12 protein-coding genes are annotated in these 16,291 nt (G+C 75.3%); 8 read left to right on the plus strand and 4 right to left on the minus strand.

Going from position 1 to position 16,291, the window contains the following annotated elements:
* Nucleotides 1-571: 571 nt before the first annotated feature.
* Nucleotides 572-886, minus strand: coding sequence for a hypothetical protein (locus tag LG395_RS41445; RefSeq protein ID WP_225810197.1), 315 nt, complete (start codon nt 884-886; stop codon nt 572-574).
* Between the two features lie 696 nt (nt 887-1,582).
* Between LG395_RS41445 and LG395_RS41450 the strand changes: the two genes are divergently transcribed.
* The 5 genes from LG395_RS41450 (at nt 1,583) to LG395_RS16040 (ending at nt 6,703) form a co-directional block, all read left to right on the plus strand.
* Nucleotides 1,583-2,068 carry a C40 family peptidase gene (locus LG395_RS41450; RefSeq protein ID WP_225810198.1) on the plus strand — a complete coding sequence of 162 codons (486 nt, stop codon included), beginning with the start codon at nt 1,583-1,585 and terminating at the stop codon, nt 2,066-2,068.
* A gap of 459 nt (nt 2,069-2,527) precedes the next feature.
* Nucleotides 2,528-3,892 carry an FAD-dependent oxidoreductase gene (locus tag LG395_RS16025; RefSeq protein ID WP_171150391.1) on the plus strand — a complete coding sequence of 455 codons (1,365 nt, stop codon included), beginning with the start codon at nt 2,528-2,530 and terminating at the stop codon, nt 3,890-3,892.
* A gap of 402 nt (nt 3,893-4,294) precedes the next feature.
* Complete coding sequence (locus LG395_RS16030) at nt 4,295-5,509, plus strand: hypothetical protein (protein ID WP_225810199.1); 1,215 nt, start codon at nt 4,295-4,297, stop codon at nt 5,507-5,509.
* Nucleotides 5,510-5,574: 65 nt separating this feature from the next.
* The gene (locus LG395_RS16035) at nt 5,575-5,862 is read left to right on the plus strand and encodes a YkvA family protein (protein WP_225810200.1); all 288 of its coding nucleotides are present in this window, start codon (nt 5,575-5,577) and stop codon (nt 5,860-5,862) included.
* A gap of 49 nt (nt 5,863-5,911) precedes the next feature.
* Nucleotides 5,912-6,703 carry a 2-phosphosulfolactate phosphatase gene (locus LG395_RS16040; RefSeq protein ID WP_225810201.1) on the plus strand — a complete coding sequence of 264 codons (792 nt, stop codon included), beginning with the start codon at nt 5,912-5,914 and terminating at the stop codon, nt 6,701-6,703.
* On the opposite strand, the gene LG395_RS16045 is transcribed toward LG395_RS16040, so the two are convergent.
* Entirely contained in the window at nt 6,657-7,895 is a 1,239-nt protein-coding gene (locus tag LG395_RS16045; RefSeq protein ID WP_225810202.1) for a hypothetical protein, read from the minus strand. The genes LG395_RS16040 and LG395_RS16045 overlap by 47 nt on opposite strands.
* Before the next feature lie 530 nt (nt 7,896-8,425).
* Here LG395_RS16045 and LG395_RS16050 point away from each other — a divergent pair.
* The 3 genes from LG395_RS16050 to LG395_RS16060 all read left to right on the plus strand — a co-directional run bounded on the left by LG395_RS16050 (nt 8,426) and on the right by LG395_RS16060 (nt 14,053).
* Nucleotides 8,426-10,939 carry a SpoIIE family protein phosphatase gene (locus tag LG395_RS16050; protein ID WP_225810203.1) on the plus strand — a complete coding sequence of 838 codons (2,514 nt, stop codon included), beginning with the start codon at nt 8,426-8,428 and terminating at the stop codon, nt 10,937-10,939.
* A gap of 105 nt (nt 10,940-11,044) precedes the next feature.
* Nucleotides 11,045-13,786 (plus strand): SpoIIE family protein phosphatase, encoded by a 2,742-nt coding sequence (locus tag LG395_RS16055; protein WP_225810204.1) that lies wholly within the window; start codon nt 11,045-11,047, stop codon nt 13,784-13,786.
* 21 nt (nt 13,787-13,807) lie between these two features.
* Nucleotides 13,808-14,053, plus strand: a complete 246-nt coding sequence (locus LG395_RS16060; protein WP_225810205.1) for a hypothetical protein — start codon at nt 13,808-13,810, stop codon at nt 14,051-14,053.
* Between the two features lie 12 nt (nt 14,054-14,065).
* Here LG395_RS16060 and LG395_RS16065 read toward each other — a convergent pair whose 3' ends face one another.
* Together LG395_RS16065 and LG395_RS16070 are read right to left on the minus strand one after the other, a co-directional pair.
* Nucleotides 14,066-14,302: a hypothetical protein gene (locus LG395_RS16065; protein WP_014676749.1), complete on the minus strand. Its 237-nt coding sequence runs from the start codon at nt 14,300-14,302 to the stop codon at nt 14,066-14,068.
* A gap of 147 nt (nt 14,303-14,449) precedes the next feature.
* Nucleotides 14,450-16,288 carry a glycoside hydrolase family 15 protein gene (locus LG395_RS16070; RefSeq protein ID WP_171150395.1) on the minus strand — a complete coding sequence of 613 codons (1,839 nt, stop codon included), beginning with the start codon at nt 16,286-16,288 and terminating at the stop codon, nt 14,450-14,452.
* Nucleotides 16,289-16,291 lie beyond the last annotated feature (3 nt).

The following is a 16,291-nucleotide window of genomic DNA, read 5'->3' on the forward strand; positions in this document are numbered from 1 at the left end:
CGCCGGTGGGTGTGGCCGACGGCCGGGCATGGAGTTCCCCGGCTTCATACGGCGGGCGGAGCCGCTGTGTTCAACAGAATCGCGAATTCACCGGTACCTCACAGGAAACCATGGTCGCGGCCCTTTCCCCGTCGAACGTCGTCGCGAACATCACGAACATGTATCGGACATTCCACACCTCAACCTTCACACGAGGTACACACGTTGGCTAGGTTGACGCGAGGCCGCCGCCCGGCTCTGCCCCGGCGAGCGGCCCAACCGCCCTGCGGGGCAAGGAAGGAGCACGTCCTCCATGTCGCCGGAGAGCCGCGACGAGGTGCGACAGCGGATCGCATCCCTCTACGACCGGGCGGAGAACGACACCGGTAACTTCAACGCGACCCGGGCCATGGCCGCCCGGTCGCGTTCACGTGGCGTACCGCTGGCGAAGCGGGCGGGCCGGCGTCAGGACCCGGCACTGGACGAGGTCGCCCGGAAGTGGTTCGACGCGGCACGCGCCGCTGTCGGCCCGACCGTCCCCGCCGTACTGCCCGCGGACCGGCTGCCCGGCAGGTCCGCGGCGCCGGCGCGTTCACGGGAGCCGGTGGACGGGCTGCCGCTTCCGGGGGGTGAGCGGGAGGTCCGGGCCCTGCCGGGTGGCGGCGGTGAGCCCCTCGGCCTCCCGCGGGGTGGCGGCGACGCGCCGGCCCTCCCGGGCGGCGGGGAGACGCGCGCTCTTGCGGGCGGTGAACGGCGGGCGCTGGGGACGGGCGTGCTGCCCGAACAGCGCTCCGCCGGACGGGAGCTGGGTACCGGCCGGGTTGTGGCCGAGCTGACGACGGGCCCGGCGACGGACCCGACGAGCGGGTTCCCGCCGGGCGGGGCCTTGCAGTCGGAGCCCTCGCACACCGCCGGGCTCCAGGCGACCGGACCCTTGCCCGTGCTGGACACCGGCCCGACCGCGCGGGTCGCTGCCGCGAGCAGTGTGGACCTTCCGGGCGCGGGGATCGGCTGGGGCCGCGGTACGGCGGACACGTCCGGTTGGAGCGCGACAGGAACGGCGGAACCGGTCGGCTGGGGCGCGACAGGAACGGCGGAACCAGTCAGCTCGGCCACGGCCGCACCGGCGGAACCGGTCGGCTGGAGCGCGACGGGAACGGCAGAACCAGTCGGCTGGGCCTCGGCCGCACCGGCGGAACCAGCCAGCTGGGCCACGGCCGCACCGGCGGAACCCCTCAGCTGGGGCGCGACAGGAACGGCGGAACCGGTCGGCTGGAGCGCGACAGGAACGGCAGAACCAGTCGGCTGGGCCACGGCCGCACCGGCGGGTCCTGCCGTTGTGCCGGTCACCGCGCCGCCCGTCGCTCAGCCGGTGGCGGTCCGGCTGCCCCGGGCGCTGCCCGGGTCGGCGGGACTCGTCCGCCTGTCCCCCACCGCGTCGAAGGCCGGAGTCCGGCACAAGCTCGACACGGCGCGCGACTTGCTGTCCGGGCGCACCGCCCGACCGGGTGTGCGGGACACAGCCGTTCGGCCGCGAAGGGTGACGGCACAGTCCGCCACGGCCTCGGCCATCCCCTGGCAGCGACAGAGTGCGGAACCTGTCGTGCCGGCAGCACCAGTGGCGACTGCTCCGGCGGTCGGCCTCACCGCTCCCGTGTCCGACACCGGCTCGCTGTCGGTCCCCCTCCCCCAGCCCCTGCCGACCACCGCGCCCCTCCAGTCGCCCCGCGCCCTGCGTGCCGCGAAGGCCATCGCCTTCGCTCGGGCGCAGCTCGGGAAGCCGTGCGTGTGGGGGGCCACCGGTCCGGACTCCTACGACTGCTCCAGCCTCACCCAGGCGGCGTGGAGGGCGGCCGGTGTCACGTTGCCGCGTGCGGCGCACGAGCAGGCGCTGGCCGGAACGCCGCTCACGGCCGCCGGGCTGGAACCCGGTGACCTGGTCCTCTTCTTCGAGGACGACCGGCACGTGGGCCTGTACGTCGGCGACGGGATGATGGTGCACGCACCCGGACCGGGGTCGTCCATCCGCGAGGAGTCGATCTACGGCGCCGGAGAGGCGGCGATCCACCGGATCATCCGGCCGGCCTGACGGGGCCCGGCCCCGGCGTCGCCCCGCCCGCGCGGGTTCGGGCGGGGCGAAGGCGAGGCGTCCACCGGCGCCGCGCGGTGGCCGGAGGGGCCGGGGCAGGGCGGGGTCACGCGCCGCGGTGCGGAGCGCGCGGGCCGGGCCGGCGCGCGGCCGGGACGGCGCCGGTGGCCGAAGGAGCGCGACGGATGCGGTGAGCCGTCGGGCCTCGGGGCGGGCGCGGCGAGCCGGTCGGTCCGTGGGGCGCGGCGATGCGGCCGGCCGCTGCGGCCAAGGCCCCCGGCTCCGCTCAAGGCGACGCGCCGCCGGCTCCGGCCTGCCCTACCTTGCCCATAAGGCACCCCGGGGAGAGGGCATAAGATCAGCTTATGAGGTCATAGACGGGACCCGCGTACCGACTTAGGTGTGCCTTAGTTTAGGCTCCTGATCACGCGCCCATTCACGCTCGAAGGGAACCTGATCATGCCGCGCCCCCTGCGGGTAGCCATTGTCGGAGCCGGCCCCGCCGGGATCTACGCCGCCGATGCCCTGCTCAAGTCCGAGGTGGCCGCCGACCCCGGCGTCTCCATCGACCTCTTCGAGCGGATGCCCGCCCCGTTCGGCCTGATCCGGTACGGCGTCGCGCCGGACCACCCGCGCATCAAGGGCATCATCACCGCCCTGCACCAGGTGCTGGACAAGCCGCAGATCCGTCTGTTCGGCAACGTCGACTACCCGACGGACATCAGCCTGGACGACCTGCGCGCCTTCTACGACGCGGTGATCTTCTCGACCGGCGCGATGGCCGACCGCGAGCTGCGCATACCCGGCATCGACCTGGACGGCTCCTACGGCGCCGCCGACTTCGTCTCCTGGTACGACGGCCACCCGGACGTGCCCCGCACCTGGCCGCTGGAGGCCGAGAAGGTCGCCGTGCTGGGAGTCGGCAACGTCGCCCTGGACGTCGCCCGCATCCTCGCCAAGACCGCCGACGAGCTGCTGCCGACCGAGATCCCGCCGAACGTCTACGACGGCCTGAAGGCGAACAAGGCCAGGGAGATCCACGTCTTCGGCCGTCGTGGCCCGGCCCAGGCGAAGTTCAGCCCGATGGAGCTGCGCGAGCTGGACCACTCCCCGAACATCGAGGTCATCGTCGACCCCGAGGACATCGACTACGACGAGGGCTCGATCGAGACCCGGCGCGGCAACAAGCAGGCCGACATGGTCGCCAAGACGCTGGAGAACTGGGCGATCCGCGATGTCGGCGACCGCCCGCACAAGCTCTTCCTCCACTTCTTCGAGTCGCCGGCCGAGATCCTCGGCGAGGACGGCAAGGTCGTCGGCCTGCGCACCGAGCGCACCGCCCTGGACGGCACCGGCAACGTCAAGGGCACCGGCGAGTTCAAGGACTGGGACGTCACGGCGGTCTACCGCGCGGTCGGCTACCTCTCCGAGAAGCTGCCCAAGCTCCCCTGGGACATCGACTCCGGAACCGTGCCGGACGAGGGCGGCCGGGTGATCGAGGAGGGCGGCACCCACCTGCAGTCCACCTACGTCACCGGCTGGATCCGGCGCGGCCCGGTCGGCCTCATCGGCCACACCAAGGGCGACGCCAACGAGACCGTGGCCAACCTGCTGGACGACTACGCCGGCGGCCGTCTGCACACCCCGGCCTCCCCCGAGCCGGAGGCCGTGGACGCCTTCCTCGCCGAGCGGAACGTCCGCTTCACCACCTGGGAGGGCTGGTACCGGCTGGACGCCGCCGAGCGTGCCCTGGGCGAGCCGCAGGGCCGCGAGCGCGTGAAGCTCGTCGAGCGTGAGGACATGCTGCGGGAGAGCGGAGCGTAAGCCCGCCTCCCCCGGGGCCGGCGCCGCCGCGCCGGCCCCGCCGCGTCCGGTGCCGCACCGCCCGGCGAACACCCCGGTTCCCGCGCGAGCATGAAGGTGCGCCGGATGCCGGTGCGTGCCGGCAGGGGTGAACGGGGTCCGCCCCTGAGCGGATGGACGGGCGGGCCCCGTTCGCCGGACATTGTGGGGGCCGGGACCGCCCGCCGGGCACGGGTGAACCGCGGTCACCCGACGCGCACCGCGCACATTCCGGGCGCACCGCTCACATCCCGGGCGTACGGCGCACACCCCGCGCTCCGAGCGCGCCCCGGGGCGACGCGCGGGGCCGGGCCCCCATCGCCGTGTCGCCCCGCCGAACGGTGATACTGGGAGGCCCACCCGCCCCCATCAGCAGATTGGCTCATGTCGAACTCCGCCGGCGACCGCGCCACCACCCCGCAGACCCTCTGGGCGGCCCGGGGCCGCCACACCGGTCCCGCCCCCGAGAACGTCGTCCGCCGCACCCTGCGACGGCGCAAGGAGAGCGGTGACATCGACGACTTCGCCGAGCCGCCCACGGCCGACGACCCGGACCGGCGGGTCTTCGAGGCCCGCTGGCGGGCGGACGGCACGGTGACCGTGCGGGCCCGGCTCACCCTCGTACCGCGGGAGGGCCGGCTGCCCGGCCACGAGTGGCGGCTGGTCGCGGAGGCCGAGCGTCCGTGGGACGACGCGTGGCCGTCGCCGGCGACGCTGTTCTGGCCCGAGGGCGGCCCGGCCGAGGACGACGACGGCTCCTGGGACCACCACCCCACCGTCGCGGGCCTGCGCTTCCGGCACGTCAACGCGCTGCCGGAAGACGACAAGGACATGCGGCGGCTGCTGCGGGACGCGGCCCGGGAGGCGTGGTGCGTCCAGGTCGTCGTGCACGAGGCCATGACACCCGACGAACGGGGACGGCTGCCGCTGGCGCGGCTGCTGCCGCCCGGCCTGCGGCACCGGGTGATCGAGCACCGGGCCGCACCGCAGCAACTGCGCGCCGTCAACTGGGCGCTGAAGGACCTCGGCGTCGAGGTGCCGCGCGGCGGGGCGGTGCTGCTGCCCCCGGATCCGGCGCCTGAGGGGTACGACGGCCGGGAGCACAGCGTACGCACCGTCTTCCTGGACGGTTCGGAACCGGCCGGACTCATCGCGGCGCTGCGGCACTTCGTCGCCCTGCCCCGGCCGCTGCCGGCGGACGCCGAGGAGGCGCTGACCGATCTGCGCGAGAACTGGACCCTGTTGACCCTGGAGGAGGAGCTGGAGCGCGAGCGGCGGCTGGTCACCATGTACGCCGAGGCGCTGGAGGCGATGACCAAGTCCCGGGACCTGTACAAGCAGGCCGCCGAGCAGGCGCTGGAGGCCCTGGCGGCGTACCGCGACGTCCCCCTGCCCGCCCTCCCCCAGCAGCGGCCCGCCTCGCGGGCGCCGGGCGCCCTGCAGCAGCTGACGCGGACGTTCGAGCGGCTGAAGCTGACGGCCAAGGGCAGGCAGCAGCAAGGGCCTGCGGCGGACTCCTCCCCGAACGGCACGGCGCCGGCGGACGACAGCGCCGGGGCCACGGGCGCGGGCGGCGACGCGGACGGCCGTTCATCGTAGGCGTTCGTCGGGGTACACGGACGGTCGTACGCTTCACAGGCGCCCCACTCCCGCAAGGAGCCGCGATGGACACGCCCACGACCCTGCTGGTACTCGCCGCCGCGGTCGCGGTGGTGCTGCTCGCCGTCGCGGTCGGTCTGCTGGTGCGGCTGGTGCGGGCGCGTCGGACGCTGCGGCGGGCGGGCCTGCCGACGGGGCCCCGGTGGGTGTTCTGGGGCGCGGTCGCGTATCTGGTGCTGCCCACCGATCTGCTGCCCGACCCGGTCTACCTGGACGACATCGGTGTCCTCCTCCTCGCCCTGCGCAGCCTGCGCGCCGCCCGGGCGCTGCCGCCGGGGACGACCGAGCCCTGACCGGCGGGCGTGGTGTACCGCGCCCCGCGTGCTGTCGCACCATGGGGCGATGCGACCCGTGTTCACCGGCATACCCGGTGCCCCGACGGCTCCCGGCGTGGCCGTGGTCGTCGACGTGATGCGCGCGTTCACCGTGGCCGCCTGGGCGTTCCGGCGCGGCGCCGAGCGGATCGTCTTCGCCCGTACGCGGCGGGAGGCGCTGGCGCTGAAGGCCCGTCACCCGGACTGGCTCGCCTGCCAGGACGGGGCACCGACGCCGGGGTTCGACCTGGTCAACTCGCCCGCCCGGCTGCGTGCGCTGGACCTGCGGGGCCGTACGGTCGTCCAGAAGACCACCGCCGGGACGGCCGGGGCGCTGGCCGTGGCGGACGCCGGACTGCTGCTGTGCGCGAGTTTCGCGGTGGCGGGGGCGACCGCCGGGGCACTGCGACGGGTACGGGCGCAGGCGGTGACCTTCGTGGTGACCGGGGACGGCGGACGGGCCGAGGAGGATCTGGCCTGCGCGCGGTACATCGCGCGACGCGTGCGGACGGACGACGCCGACGCGGCCCCCTACCTGGCGCGGGCCCGGCGCTCCACCGCCGCCGCACGGCTGGCCGACGGTGCGCGGCGCGGATGGGCCGGCGTCGACCCCGAGGACGTGGCCCTGTGCCTGGAGACGGACACGTTCCCCTCGGCGATGGCGGCCACCCGGGAGGACGGCCACCTGGTGCTGCGCCCCTGGGCACCCGCCGAGGCGGCGGGCGGCGGTCCGGACACACTCCCGGCAGCGGGCCCGGCGTCCCGGGACGGACTCAACCGGGGTCTGCGGGCTGGGCCTTGCCCGTCGTCAGGGCCGTGAGCAGGACCGCCAGCGCGCCGAGTGCCGCTGCCGCGGCCGTCGGGCCGGCCAGCCATGACGGTGCCAGGGTCGCCGCGCGCAGCCGGGCCGGGTCCGGCAGGTCGAACCGTCCGCCGAGCACGTGTCCGGCGGCGAGCACCACCGTGACGCCGACCGCGGCCGTCGCCGCCACGAGCCGGGCCGGCGCCGCCCGCGCGGTGAGGGCGAGCGCCAGCAGGCCGCACAGCGCCGAGGCGAGCAGGGTGGCCCCGAGGGCGCCGTGGGACAGCCCGGTCCAGTAGCGCGGGGCGTGCGCCGTGCCGCACAGGAACACCAGCAACGCGGCGCACCGGGTGGCCCACACGCTCGCCGTCGGCGACGGGTCGTCCACGGACCGGTCCGCGACGGCCTGGCGCCTTCCCGCCCGCCCCCGCGCACCGGACCGCGGTGCCCTGGGGCGCCCTTCGACCACGAGGCGCCGGGTCCTCACCGGTCCCGTGTCGGCCGGCCGGGCCGCCGGCGCCGGTTCCTCCGCCACGGACCGCTGCGCCTGCGCCGGTTCCTCCGCTGAGGACCACTGCGCCTGCGCCGGCTCCTGCGGGGCCGACCATCCCACCTCCCACACGACCGCCGGTGCCGCGGCGGCGGCCACCGGCCGTTCCTCGGTCTCCCCCGCCTCCCGTTCCGCGGCCAGCCGGCCGATCAGCTCGGCGAGTTCCTCCACGGGCCGGTGCACCGCCACCGCCCGCACGGCGGCTTCCGCGCAGTGGGAGGACTCCACCGGGCCGCGGTGCAGCAACTGCACCAGCCGGGAGACGTCCTCCAGGGGGCGGCGCTGAGCGGCGGCCCGGATCGCCTCGTCGGCGCTGTCCCTGTCCCGGGGAGGTTCGGTCAGCAGCGTCACCAGACGGGTGACGTCCTCCACCGACCGTTCGACCGCGACCGCGCGCAGCACGTCGGAAGTCGTCCGGACCGGTTCCGGCGAGCTCTCCAGCAGCGTGATGAGCCGGACCACGTCCTCCACCGGGCGATCGGCGACGGCAGCGTGGACCAGGCCGCGCAGAGGGTCGCCGCGCGCGGGTTCCTCCGGGGGAAGCGGCCGTACCGGCGGCGGCGTGAGGAGGTCCGGGGACGAGGTGGGGACGCCGGGGGCAGCCGGTGCCGTGGGTATCACCGAGTCGTCGGGACGAGGGGATGAGGAACAGGTCGTCATCTCGGCTCCAGGGGAAGGGTGCGACCGCACCCGCGCCCCGTCTGCGGTCGCCGCGTCACGGAACCCATTACTAGGAGCGGGCACGGGAGCCCGCCACTCGGGCGGGGCACTGGTGTGAGCCGCCCCGCTCCCGTGCCGTGAGCCTGGCCGGCGGCCCCGCCGTGAGCCAGGCCCCGCGGCCCTGCCGTGATCCCCGCCCGGTGGCCCCGACCGGCACCGGCCCGCGCCCACCCCGCCGGGACCGGCGCCCGCGCCCACCCCGCCCGTCCCCGGCCCCCGCGTCCGCTCCGGCCGGGCCCGCCCGTCGCCGCCGCCCCCGCAAGGCCGCCCACCGCACCCTGATCCGCGCGCGCCCGCCCTGCTCGCGACCGCCCCCGGGCCGGCCCCCACCGCCGCGCGCCGGTCACCAAGCCGGCCCCCACCGCGCCGGCCCCGCCGTTCCTCCGCCCCGCCCAGGTGCGTTCCGCGCGTCTCGTGGCGCATTCTTGCTGTGTCATCCACCCGGAGCCGCACGGGACGAGGTGGGGCCGATGGCCGGGAGCGACGAGCGGGCGGTCCGTACGCGGGCCCGGCTGACCGCGCTGCTGGCGGACGTCTCGACCGGCGCCCTCACCTCGGCCGGCGGCCGGGTGGCGGGCGTGTACCTGCGTTCGCGCGCCCCGGGCCTGCTGCGCCTGGCGGTGCTCACGGGCCTGCCAGGACCGCTGTTCAGGTCCTGGTGGCGGCTGCACGTGGGCCGGCCGTTCCCGGTCGCCGACGCCTACCGGCTCGGCGTCCACGTGGTCCTGCCGAACGCCACGGAGACCATGCGCCGGTATCCGCAGTTCGCGGCCGGCCTGCCCTTCCCGTTCGGGTCGGTGCACGTGCCGGTACCGGGCGGGACCGGGCCGCTGGGGGTGCTCACGGTCCTGCACCCGGCGGTGGCGGACACCGTGGACGACCTGCTCGACCGGGAACTGCTCGGCCGGCTGGCCGAGGGCCTGGGCACCGAACTGCTCGGCCTGGCCGACGGCGACGAGAGCGCGATCACCTGGGACGGCGAGCCGCTGTGCGTACGGCCGCCCGCGAGCCGGCCCGCCCGGGCCGCCGTGGGACGCTTCAGCTGCGACCCGTCGACCTCGCTGGTCCGTGCGGACGACCGGTTGCACGCGCTGCTCGGGCTGCGTCCCGGCGAGTTCGCGGGGACGATGACGGAGCTCGCGAACGCCGTGGCCCCCGCCGACGCGCACCGGGTGCTGGCCGCGCTGCGCGACACCGCCGCCGGGAAACCGCCGAGCGCGCCGCTGAGCCTGCGGGCCCACGACGGCACGCCGCGGCTGCTGGACCTGTGGCCGGCCGCGGACCGTGCGGACCGGGCCGGGACGGCGGTCCACGGGGTGGTGTTCGAACCCGGTACGGCCGCCTCCGCCGACGGCGCGGCCGACCTGCTGCCCGAGGGCGTGTTGTGCGTGGACCGGCTGGGGATGATCGTGTACGCCAACCCGGCGGCGGCCCGGCTCACGGGCCGGGCGCGCGAGCGGCTGCTGGGGCAGGCACTGTGGGACGCGCTGCCCTGGCTGACCGGGCCGCCGTACGACGACCACCTGCGCGGGGCCCTGCTCTGTCCCGAGCCGGTGCACTTCCACGCCCGGCGGCCGGCCGACGACCGGGACGCGTCCGGGGAGGGCGACTGGCTGGCGGTGTCGGTGCACCCCGGCACGGACCTGCTGACGTGCGTGCTCGTCCCGGCCAGCCGGGTGGACGCCGGGAGCGGGCCGGTGCCCGAGGGCCAGGACGCGCAGGACACGGTGGCGGGCGCCCACGCGATGGCGCCGCTGTACCGGCCGATCGCGCTGGCCATCGCGCTGACGGACGCGGTGACCGCCCGGCAGGTGTCGGCGGTGGTCATGCAGGAGCTGCTGCCCGCGTTCGGCGGCCGGCGGCTGGCCATCTACCTGCTCCAGGACCGGCATCTGTACCTTGCCTGGGAGACGGGGTTCCCGCCGGGGTTCCTCGCGCCGTTCGAGGGCATAGGCCTCGACGCGCACGTACCCGGAGTGGAGACCCTGACCACCGGCCGGCCGCTGTTCTTCGAGTCCATGGGACAGCTCGCGGCGGCCTACCCGGGGCTCGCCCTCGACGCGCCGGTGGGTTCGCGTGCCTTCCTGCCGCTGATCGCGTCCGGCAGACCGGTGGGCTCCTGCATCCTCGGCTTCGACGCCGAGCGCGGGTTCAGCACGGAGGAACGCGCGGTCCTCACCGCGCTCGCCGGGCTGATCGCGCACGCGATGGAACGGGCGCGGCGCTACGACGACGAGGCGGCCCTCGCGCGCGGCCTGCAGCAGGCCCTGCTGCCCCGGCGCCTGTCGACGCATCCGCGGGTGGAGACCGTGGGCCGGTACCTGCCGGGGACGCAGGGCATGGACGTCGGCGGTGACTGGTACGACGTGGTGGAGGCGGGGGACGGCCTCGCGCTGGTCATCGGTGATGTGCAGGGGCACGGGGTGCAGGCGGCCGCCACGATGGGCCAGCTCCGCAGCGCGGTGCGCGCGTTCGCGCTGGGCGACCGGCCGCCGGACGAGGTGCTGAGGGGCACCAACCACCTGCTGATCGACCTGGACCCCGGCCAGTTCGCCAGCTGCTGCTACCTGCGCCTGGACCCCGCCACCGGCCGGGCCCGGATCGCCCAGGCGGGCCATCCGCCGCCGCTGCTGCGCTGCCCGGACGGCCGGACCCGGCTGCTGGACATCGCCGGGGGTGTCGTCCTCGGGGTGGATCCGCACGCCCGGTACCCGGTGACCGAGCTGTGGCTGGAACCCGACGCGATCCTCGCCCTGTACACCGACGGCCTGGTGGAGCGGCCCGGCGCCGACATCGACGACGGCATCGCGGCGCTGCGGCGGGCGCTCGCCCAGGCCGGTGCCGGTGCCGGCCGGGGCGGCGGGCGGTCCCTGTCCGGGGTCGCCGACCGGCTGACGGCCACCGCCCGGCACGCCACCGACCGCCCCGACGACGTGGCCCTGCTGCTGGCCGCCCGCCGCCCGCCACCCGGCCCCGGCCCGTGACCCGCCGCCGCGCTCACCCGGCGCCCGGCCCGGCGCGGCTCCCGGCTGCCGTCGCCCCGGGTGATGGTCTCGCCTGACGGCGCCGGGCAGTGTAGACATGGGCACATGGTGCGACTGTCCGGCCGGCCCGTGACCCGGCCGCCCCGACCTTTCGGGTACCCGCGCGCACCGCACAGCCCGCCACCGGCGGACCGCGGCGCGGGCGGCAGCCGGCCGGGAGTGCTCCGGGCGGCGTTGACCGGGCGCAGCGTGGCCGGGCAGGTCTTCGCCCTGCAAGTCGTGATCGTGCTGCTTCTCGTCGTCTCGGCGGTGGTGGCCCAGGTGCTCCAGGTGCGGCACGACAGCGACACCGAGGCGAGCAACCGTTCCCTCGCCGTGGCCCAGTCGTTCGCCAACGCGCCCGGCACGGCCGCCGCCCTGCGCTCCCCGGACCCCACGGCCGTGCTCCAGCCGCGCGCGGAGGCGGCCCGCAAGGCGACCGGCGTGGACTTCATCGTCGTGATGAACACCGACGGCATCCGCTACACCCATCCCCAGGCCGGCCGCATCGGCGAGAAGTTCGTCGGCACGATCGCCCCGGCCGTGGCCGGCGGCACGGTCACCGAGCACGTCAACGGCACCATCGGGCCGCTGGAGCAGGTCGTGGTGCCGGTGAAGGACTCCGGTGGCCAGGTGGTGGGCCTGGTGGCGGCCGGGATCACCACCGCGCACGTGGGCGGGGCCGCCGACCAGCAGCTTCCGCTGCTGCTCGCCGCCGCGGCCGCCGCGCTCGCGCTGGCGACCGCGGGCACGGCCCTGGTGAGCAGACGGCTGCTGCGCCAGACGCACGGCCTCGGGCCGTACGAGATGACGCGGATGTACGAGCACCACGACGCGGTGCTGCACGCGGTCCGGGAGGGTGTGCTGATCGTCGGCGGTGACGGCAGGCTGCTGCTCGCCAACGACGAGGCCCACCGCCTGCTGGACCTGCCTTCGGACGCCGAGCGGCGGCACGTGCGGGAGCTGGGCCTGGACGACGAGACGGCGGGGCTGCTGGCCTCGGGGCGGGTCGCCACGGACGAGGTCCACCTGGTCAAGGACCGGCTGCTGGCGGTCAACCAGCGGCCCACGGACCTGCGCGGCGGCCCGCCGGGCAGCGTCACCACGCTGCGCGACTCCACCGAGCTGCGCGCCCTGTCGGGCCGCGCGGAGGTGGCGCGGGAGCGGCTGAACATGCTGTACGAGGCCGGGGTGGGCATCGGCACCAGCCTGGACGTGACCCGGACCGCGGAGGAACTGGCGGAGCTGGCGGTGCCCCGGTTCGCGGACTTCGCGACGGTGGACCTGTTCGACGCGGTGCTGGACGGGGAGGAGCCGCGCCCGGGGACGGCGCTGCGCCGCACGGCCTGCGCGGGCATCCGCAAGGAGACCCCGCTGTACCCGCTCGGCGAGCGGATCCGGTTCGTGACCACCTCGCCGCAGGCGCGCGCCCTGACGACCGGGCAGTCGGTCGTGGTGCCGCGGCTGCGCGAGGAACCCGGCTGGCGGGCGCAGGACCCGGAGCGCACCGGCCAGGTGCTGGCGTTCGGCATCCACTCGCTGATCACGGTGCCGCTGCGGGCGGGCAGTCTGGTGCTGGGCGTGGCGAACTTCTGGCGTGCGGAGAAGCCGCAGCCGTTCGACGCCGATGAGCTGGCCCTCGCGGAGGAGCTGGTGGCACGGGCGGCGGTGTCGATCGACAACGCCCGCCGGTACACCCGTGAGCACAGCATGGCGGTCACCCTCCAGCGCAGCCTGCTGCCGCGCACCCTGCCCGAGCAGGGCGCCCTGGACCTCGCCTACCGGTATCTGCCGGCCCAGTCCGGGGTGGGCGGCGACTGGTTCGACGTGCTGCCGCTGTCCGGTGCCCGGGTGGCCCTCGTCGTAGGGGACGTCGTGGGGCACGGGCTGCACGCGGCGGCGACGATGGGCCGGCTGCGTACGGCCGTGCACAACTTCTCCTCGCTGGACCTGCCGCCGGACGAACTGCTGAGCCTGCTGGACGAGCTGGTCGGCCGGCTCGACCAGGACGACGGGACATCGGTGACGGGCGCGTCCGTGGTGACGGGCGCGACCTGTCTGTACGCGATCTACGACCCGGTGTCCCGGCTGTGCACGATGGCCCGGGCCGGTCATCCGCCCCCCGCGCTGGTGCGGCCGGACGGCGACGTGGAGTTCCTGGACGTCCCCGCGGGACCGCCGCTGGGCCTGGGCGGGCTGCCGTTCGAGACGGCCGAGGTGGAACTGCCGGAGGACAGCAGGCTGGTGCTGTACACCGACGGTCTGGTGGAGGACCGGGAGCGGGACATCGACGAGGGGCTGGGCCTGCTGCGCGACGCGCTGCTGCGCACGCCGGGCGCCTCCCCGGAGGACACCTGCCGCACCGTGCTGGACCGGCTGCCGGCCCAGCCGAGCGACGACGTCGCGCTGATCGTCGCCCGCACCCGGGTGCTGGGCGACGACCGGGTCGCGCAGTGGGAGGTGCCGTCGGACCCGGCGGCCGTGTCGGAGGTGCGGGGCTCGGTGACCCGGCGGCTGGCCGACTGGGGCCTGGACGAGCTGGCGTTCACGACGGAGCTGATCCTGAGCGAGCTGGTCACCAACGCCATCCGCTACGGGCGCGCCCCGATCGGGGTACGGCTGCTGCGCGAGCGCACGCTGATCTGCGAGGTGTCCGACCGCAGCACGACCTCGCCGCACCTGCGGTACGCGGCGAGCACCGACGAGGGCGGCCGGGGCCTGTTCCTGGTCGCCCAGCTCGCCGGGCGGTGGGGCACCCGGTACACCCCGAACGGCAAGGTGATCTGGGCCGAGCAGCCGCTTCCGTGAGATACGGGCTCCGGGTGCGGGGTGCGGGCAATTCGTTCAGCGGACGGCGGGGTCGGGCGGGCGCCGGCGGACGGCCGGCCGGAGGAGGAGATCGCCGCCGGGATCACCGCGGCGGACCCGTCGCCCGGCCCCGGGGACGGCGACGGCCCGGCGGACGCCGCCACGCAGTTCGCCGCGTTCGCCACGGCCGTGAAGGGCACGTGGCTGTGCGGCGAACGGGCGCGCGTGCGGTCCGCCGGGCCGGTCCCGAGTTCCCGGTTCGCCTGAGCCGAGCGGCGCTCAGCCGCCGTCGAGCCGCGAGCGCAGCAGCTGCTTGCCCAGCTCGGCGCCCTTGCGGCTGTCGGACTGTGCCTTGCGGAAGAGCTCCACGACCTCGTTGTCCTTGTCGCGCTCGGCGTCCTGGATGTACTGCTCCAGGCGCAGGGCGTTGCTCAGGCACGCCTCGACGTACCAGATGAGGTTGTAGTCCTTGTCGCGAGTGCCGGTGACGTCGCCGGTCTCACTGGTGCTGGTCATCCGGGGTCTCCTCCTTATGCCGACCCTGTGCCGATTCCGCTTGCCGCCGCGCCGGGTACCCGTGCGCCCCGCGGGCACACCGGCGGATCGGCCCGTGCCGAGTCGCCGTCCTCGGCCGTGCCCGGGGGCCGGGACGTGCGGGCGGTGTCAGCCGAGGGCACGGTCCAGGTTGAAGGCGGCGCTGATGAGGGACAGGTGGGTGAACGCCTGCGGGAAGTTGCCCTGTTGCTCGCCGGTGCGGCCGATCTCCTCGGCGTACAGGCCGAGGTGGTTGGCGTAGGTGAGCATCTTCTCGAAGGCGAGCCGGGCGTCGTCGAGCCGGCCGGCCCGGACGAGTGCCTCGACGTACCAGAACGAGCAGATGGAGAAGGTGCCTTCGTCGCCGCGCAGGCCGTCGGGGCTGGCCTGCGGGTCGTAGCGGTAGACGAGTGAGTCGGAGACGAGGTCCTCGGTGAGGGCGTCCAGGGTGGACAGCCACTTGGGGTCGGTGGGGGCGATGAACTTGGCGAGGGGCATCATCAGCAGGGACGCGTCCAGGACGTCGCCGCCCTCGTACTGCACGAAGGCGTTCCGGCGCTGCGACCAGCCGCGTTCCATGATCCGCCGGTAGATGGTGTCGCGGGCCTGGCGCCAGCGGCGGTGGTCGGCGGGCAGCCCGCGGTGGGTGGCCAGGCGGATGGCCCGCTCGATGGCGACCCAGCACATCAGCCGCGAGTACGTGAAGTCCTTGCGCCCGCCGCGGGTCTCCCACACGCCCTCGTCGGGCTGGTCCCAGTGGTCGCACACCCAGTCCACCAGGCTGCACACGTCGTCCCACTGGCCGCTGGAGATGGGCTGGGCCCACTTGTCGTAGAGGTAGATGGAGTCGATCAGGGCGCCGTAGATGTCGAGCTGGAGCTGGTCGGCGGCGGCGTTGCCGACCCGGACCGGGGCGGAGCCCAGGTGGCCCTCCAGGTGCGGAAGTTCGCGTTCGGGCAGCTCGGTGCGGCCGTCGATGCCGTACATGATCTGCAGCGGGCCGGAGCCGTCACCGCAGCCGGGGCTGATGTGCGTGGTCAGGAACCGCATGAACGCCTCGGCCTCGCCGGCGAAGCCGAGCCGCAGCAGCGCGTACACGGCGAAGGCGGCGTCGCGCACCCACACGTACCGGTAGTCCCAGTTGCGCTCGCCGCCGAGCTGCTCGGGCAGGCTGGTGGTGGGCGCGGCGACGATGGCGCCGGTGGGGGCGTAGGTGAGGAGCTTCAGGGTGAGCGCGGAGCGGTGCACCATCTCCCGCCAGCGGCCCCGGTAGCGCGACTGGTGCAGCCACCGCCGCCAGTAGGCGACCGTGGCGTTGAACTGGCGCTCCGCCTCTTCGTGGGCGCAGCCGCGCGGGGACACCTCGCCGTCGACCTGGTCGAGGGCGAACACGGCGGACTCGCCCTCGCCGAGCTTGAAGTCGGCGCGCGCGTCCCGGCCGTCGCACTCCAGGGCGACGGTCGAGGTGAGCGACAGCGACTGGGCGAGCGACTCGAACACCACCATGCCGTCCAGGGGGCGCACGGTGTGCGCGGCGGCGCCGTAGTCGAAGCGGGGGGCGACCAGCGTCCGGAAGGGGACGGTGCCGCGGACGCACACCACGCGCCGGATCAGCCGGTGCCGGCCCGCGTCCCCAGGCCTCTCCCCGGCGATCGGCATGAAGTCCTGCACCTCGCCGACGCCGTCCTCGGTGAAGAAGCGGGTGATCAGCACGTTGGTGTCGGGGAAGTAGAACTGCTTGGTGCGGGCCGGGACGGCGGCGGCCAGCTCGAAGCGGCCGCCGCGCTCGGCGTCGAGGACCGACGCGAAGACGCTCGGGGAGTCGAAGGCCGGGCAGCAGTACCAGTCGATCGTGCCGTTGCTGCCGACCAGGGCCACCGTGCGCAGGTCGCCGATGAGTCCGTGTTCGGCGATGGGCAGATAGCGGTGGTCACGGGGTCCGTTCCCGTGGAACGGCGATTCGGCCATCGG

The organism is Streptomyces spinosus (assembly GCF_020400655.1).
Lineage (GTDB): Bacteria > Actinomycetota > Actinomycetes > Streptomycetales > Streptomycetaceae > Streptomyces > Streptomyces argyrophylli.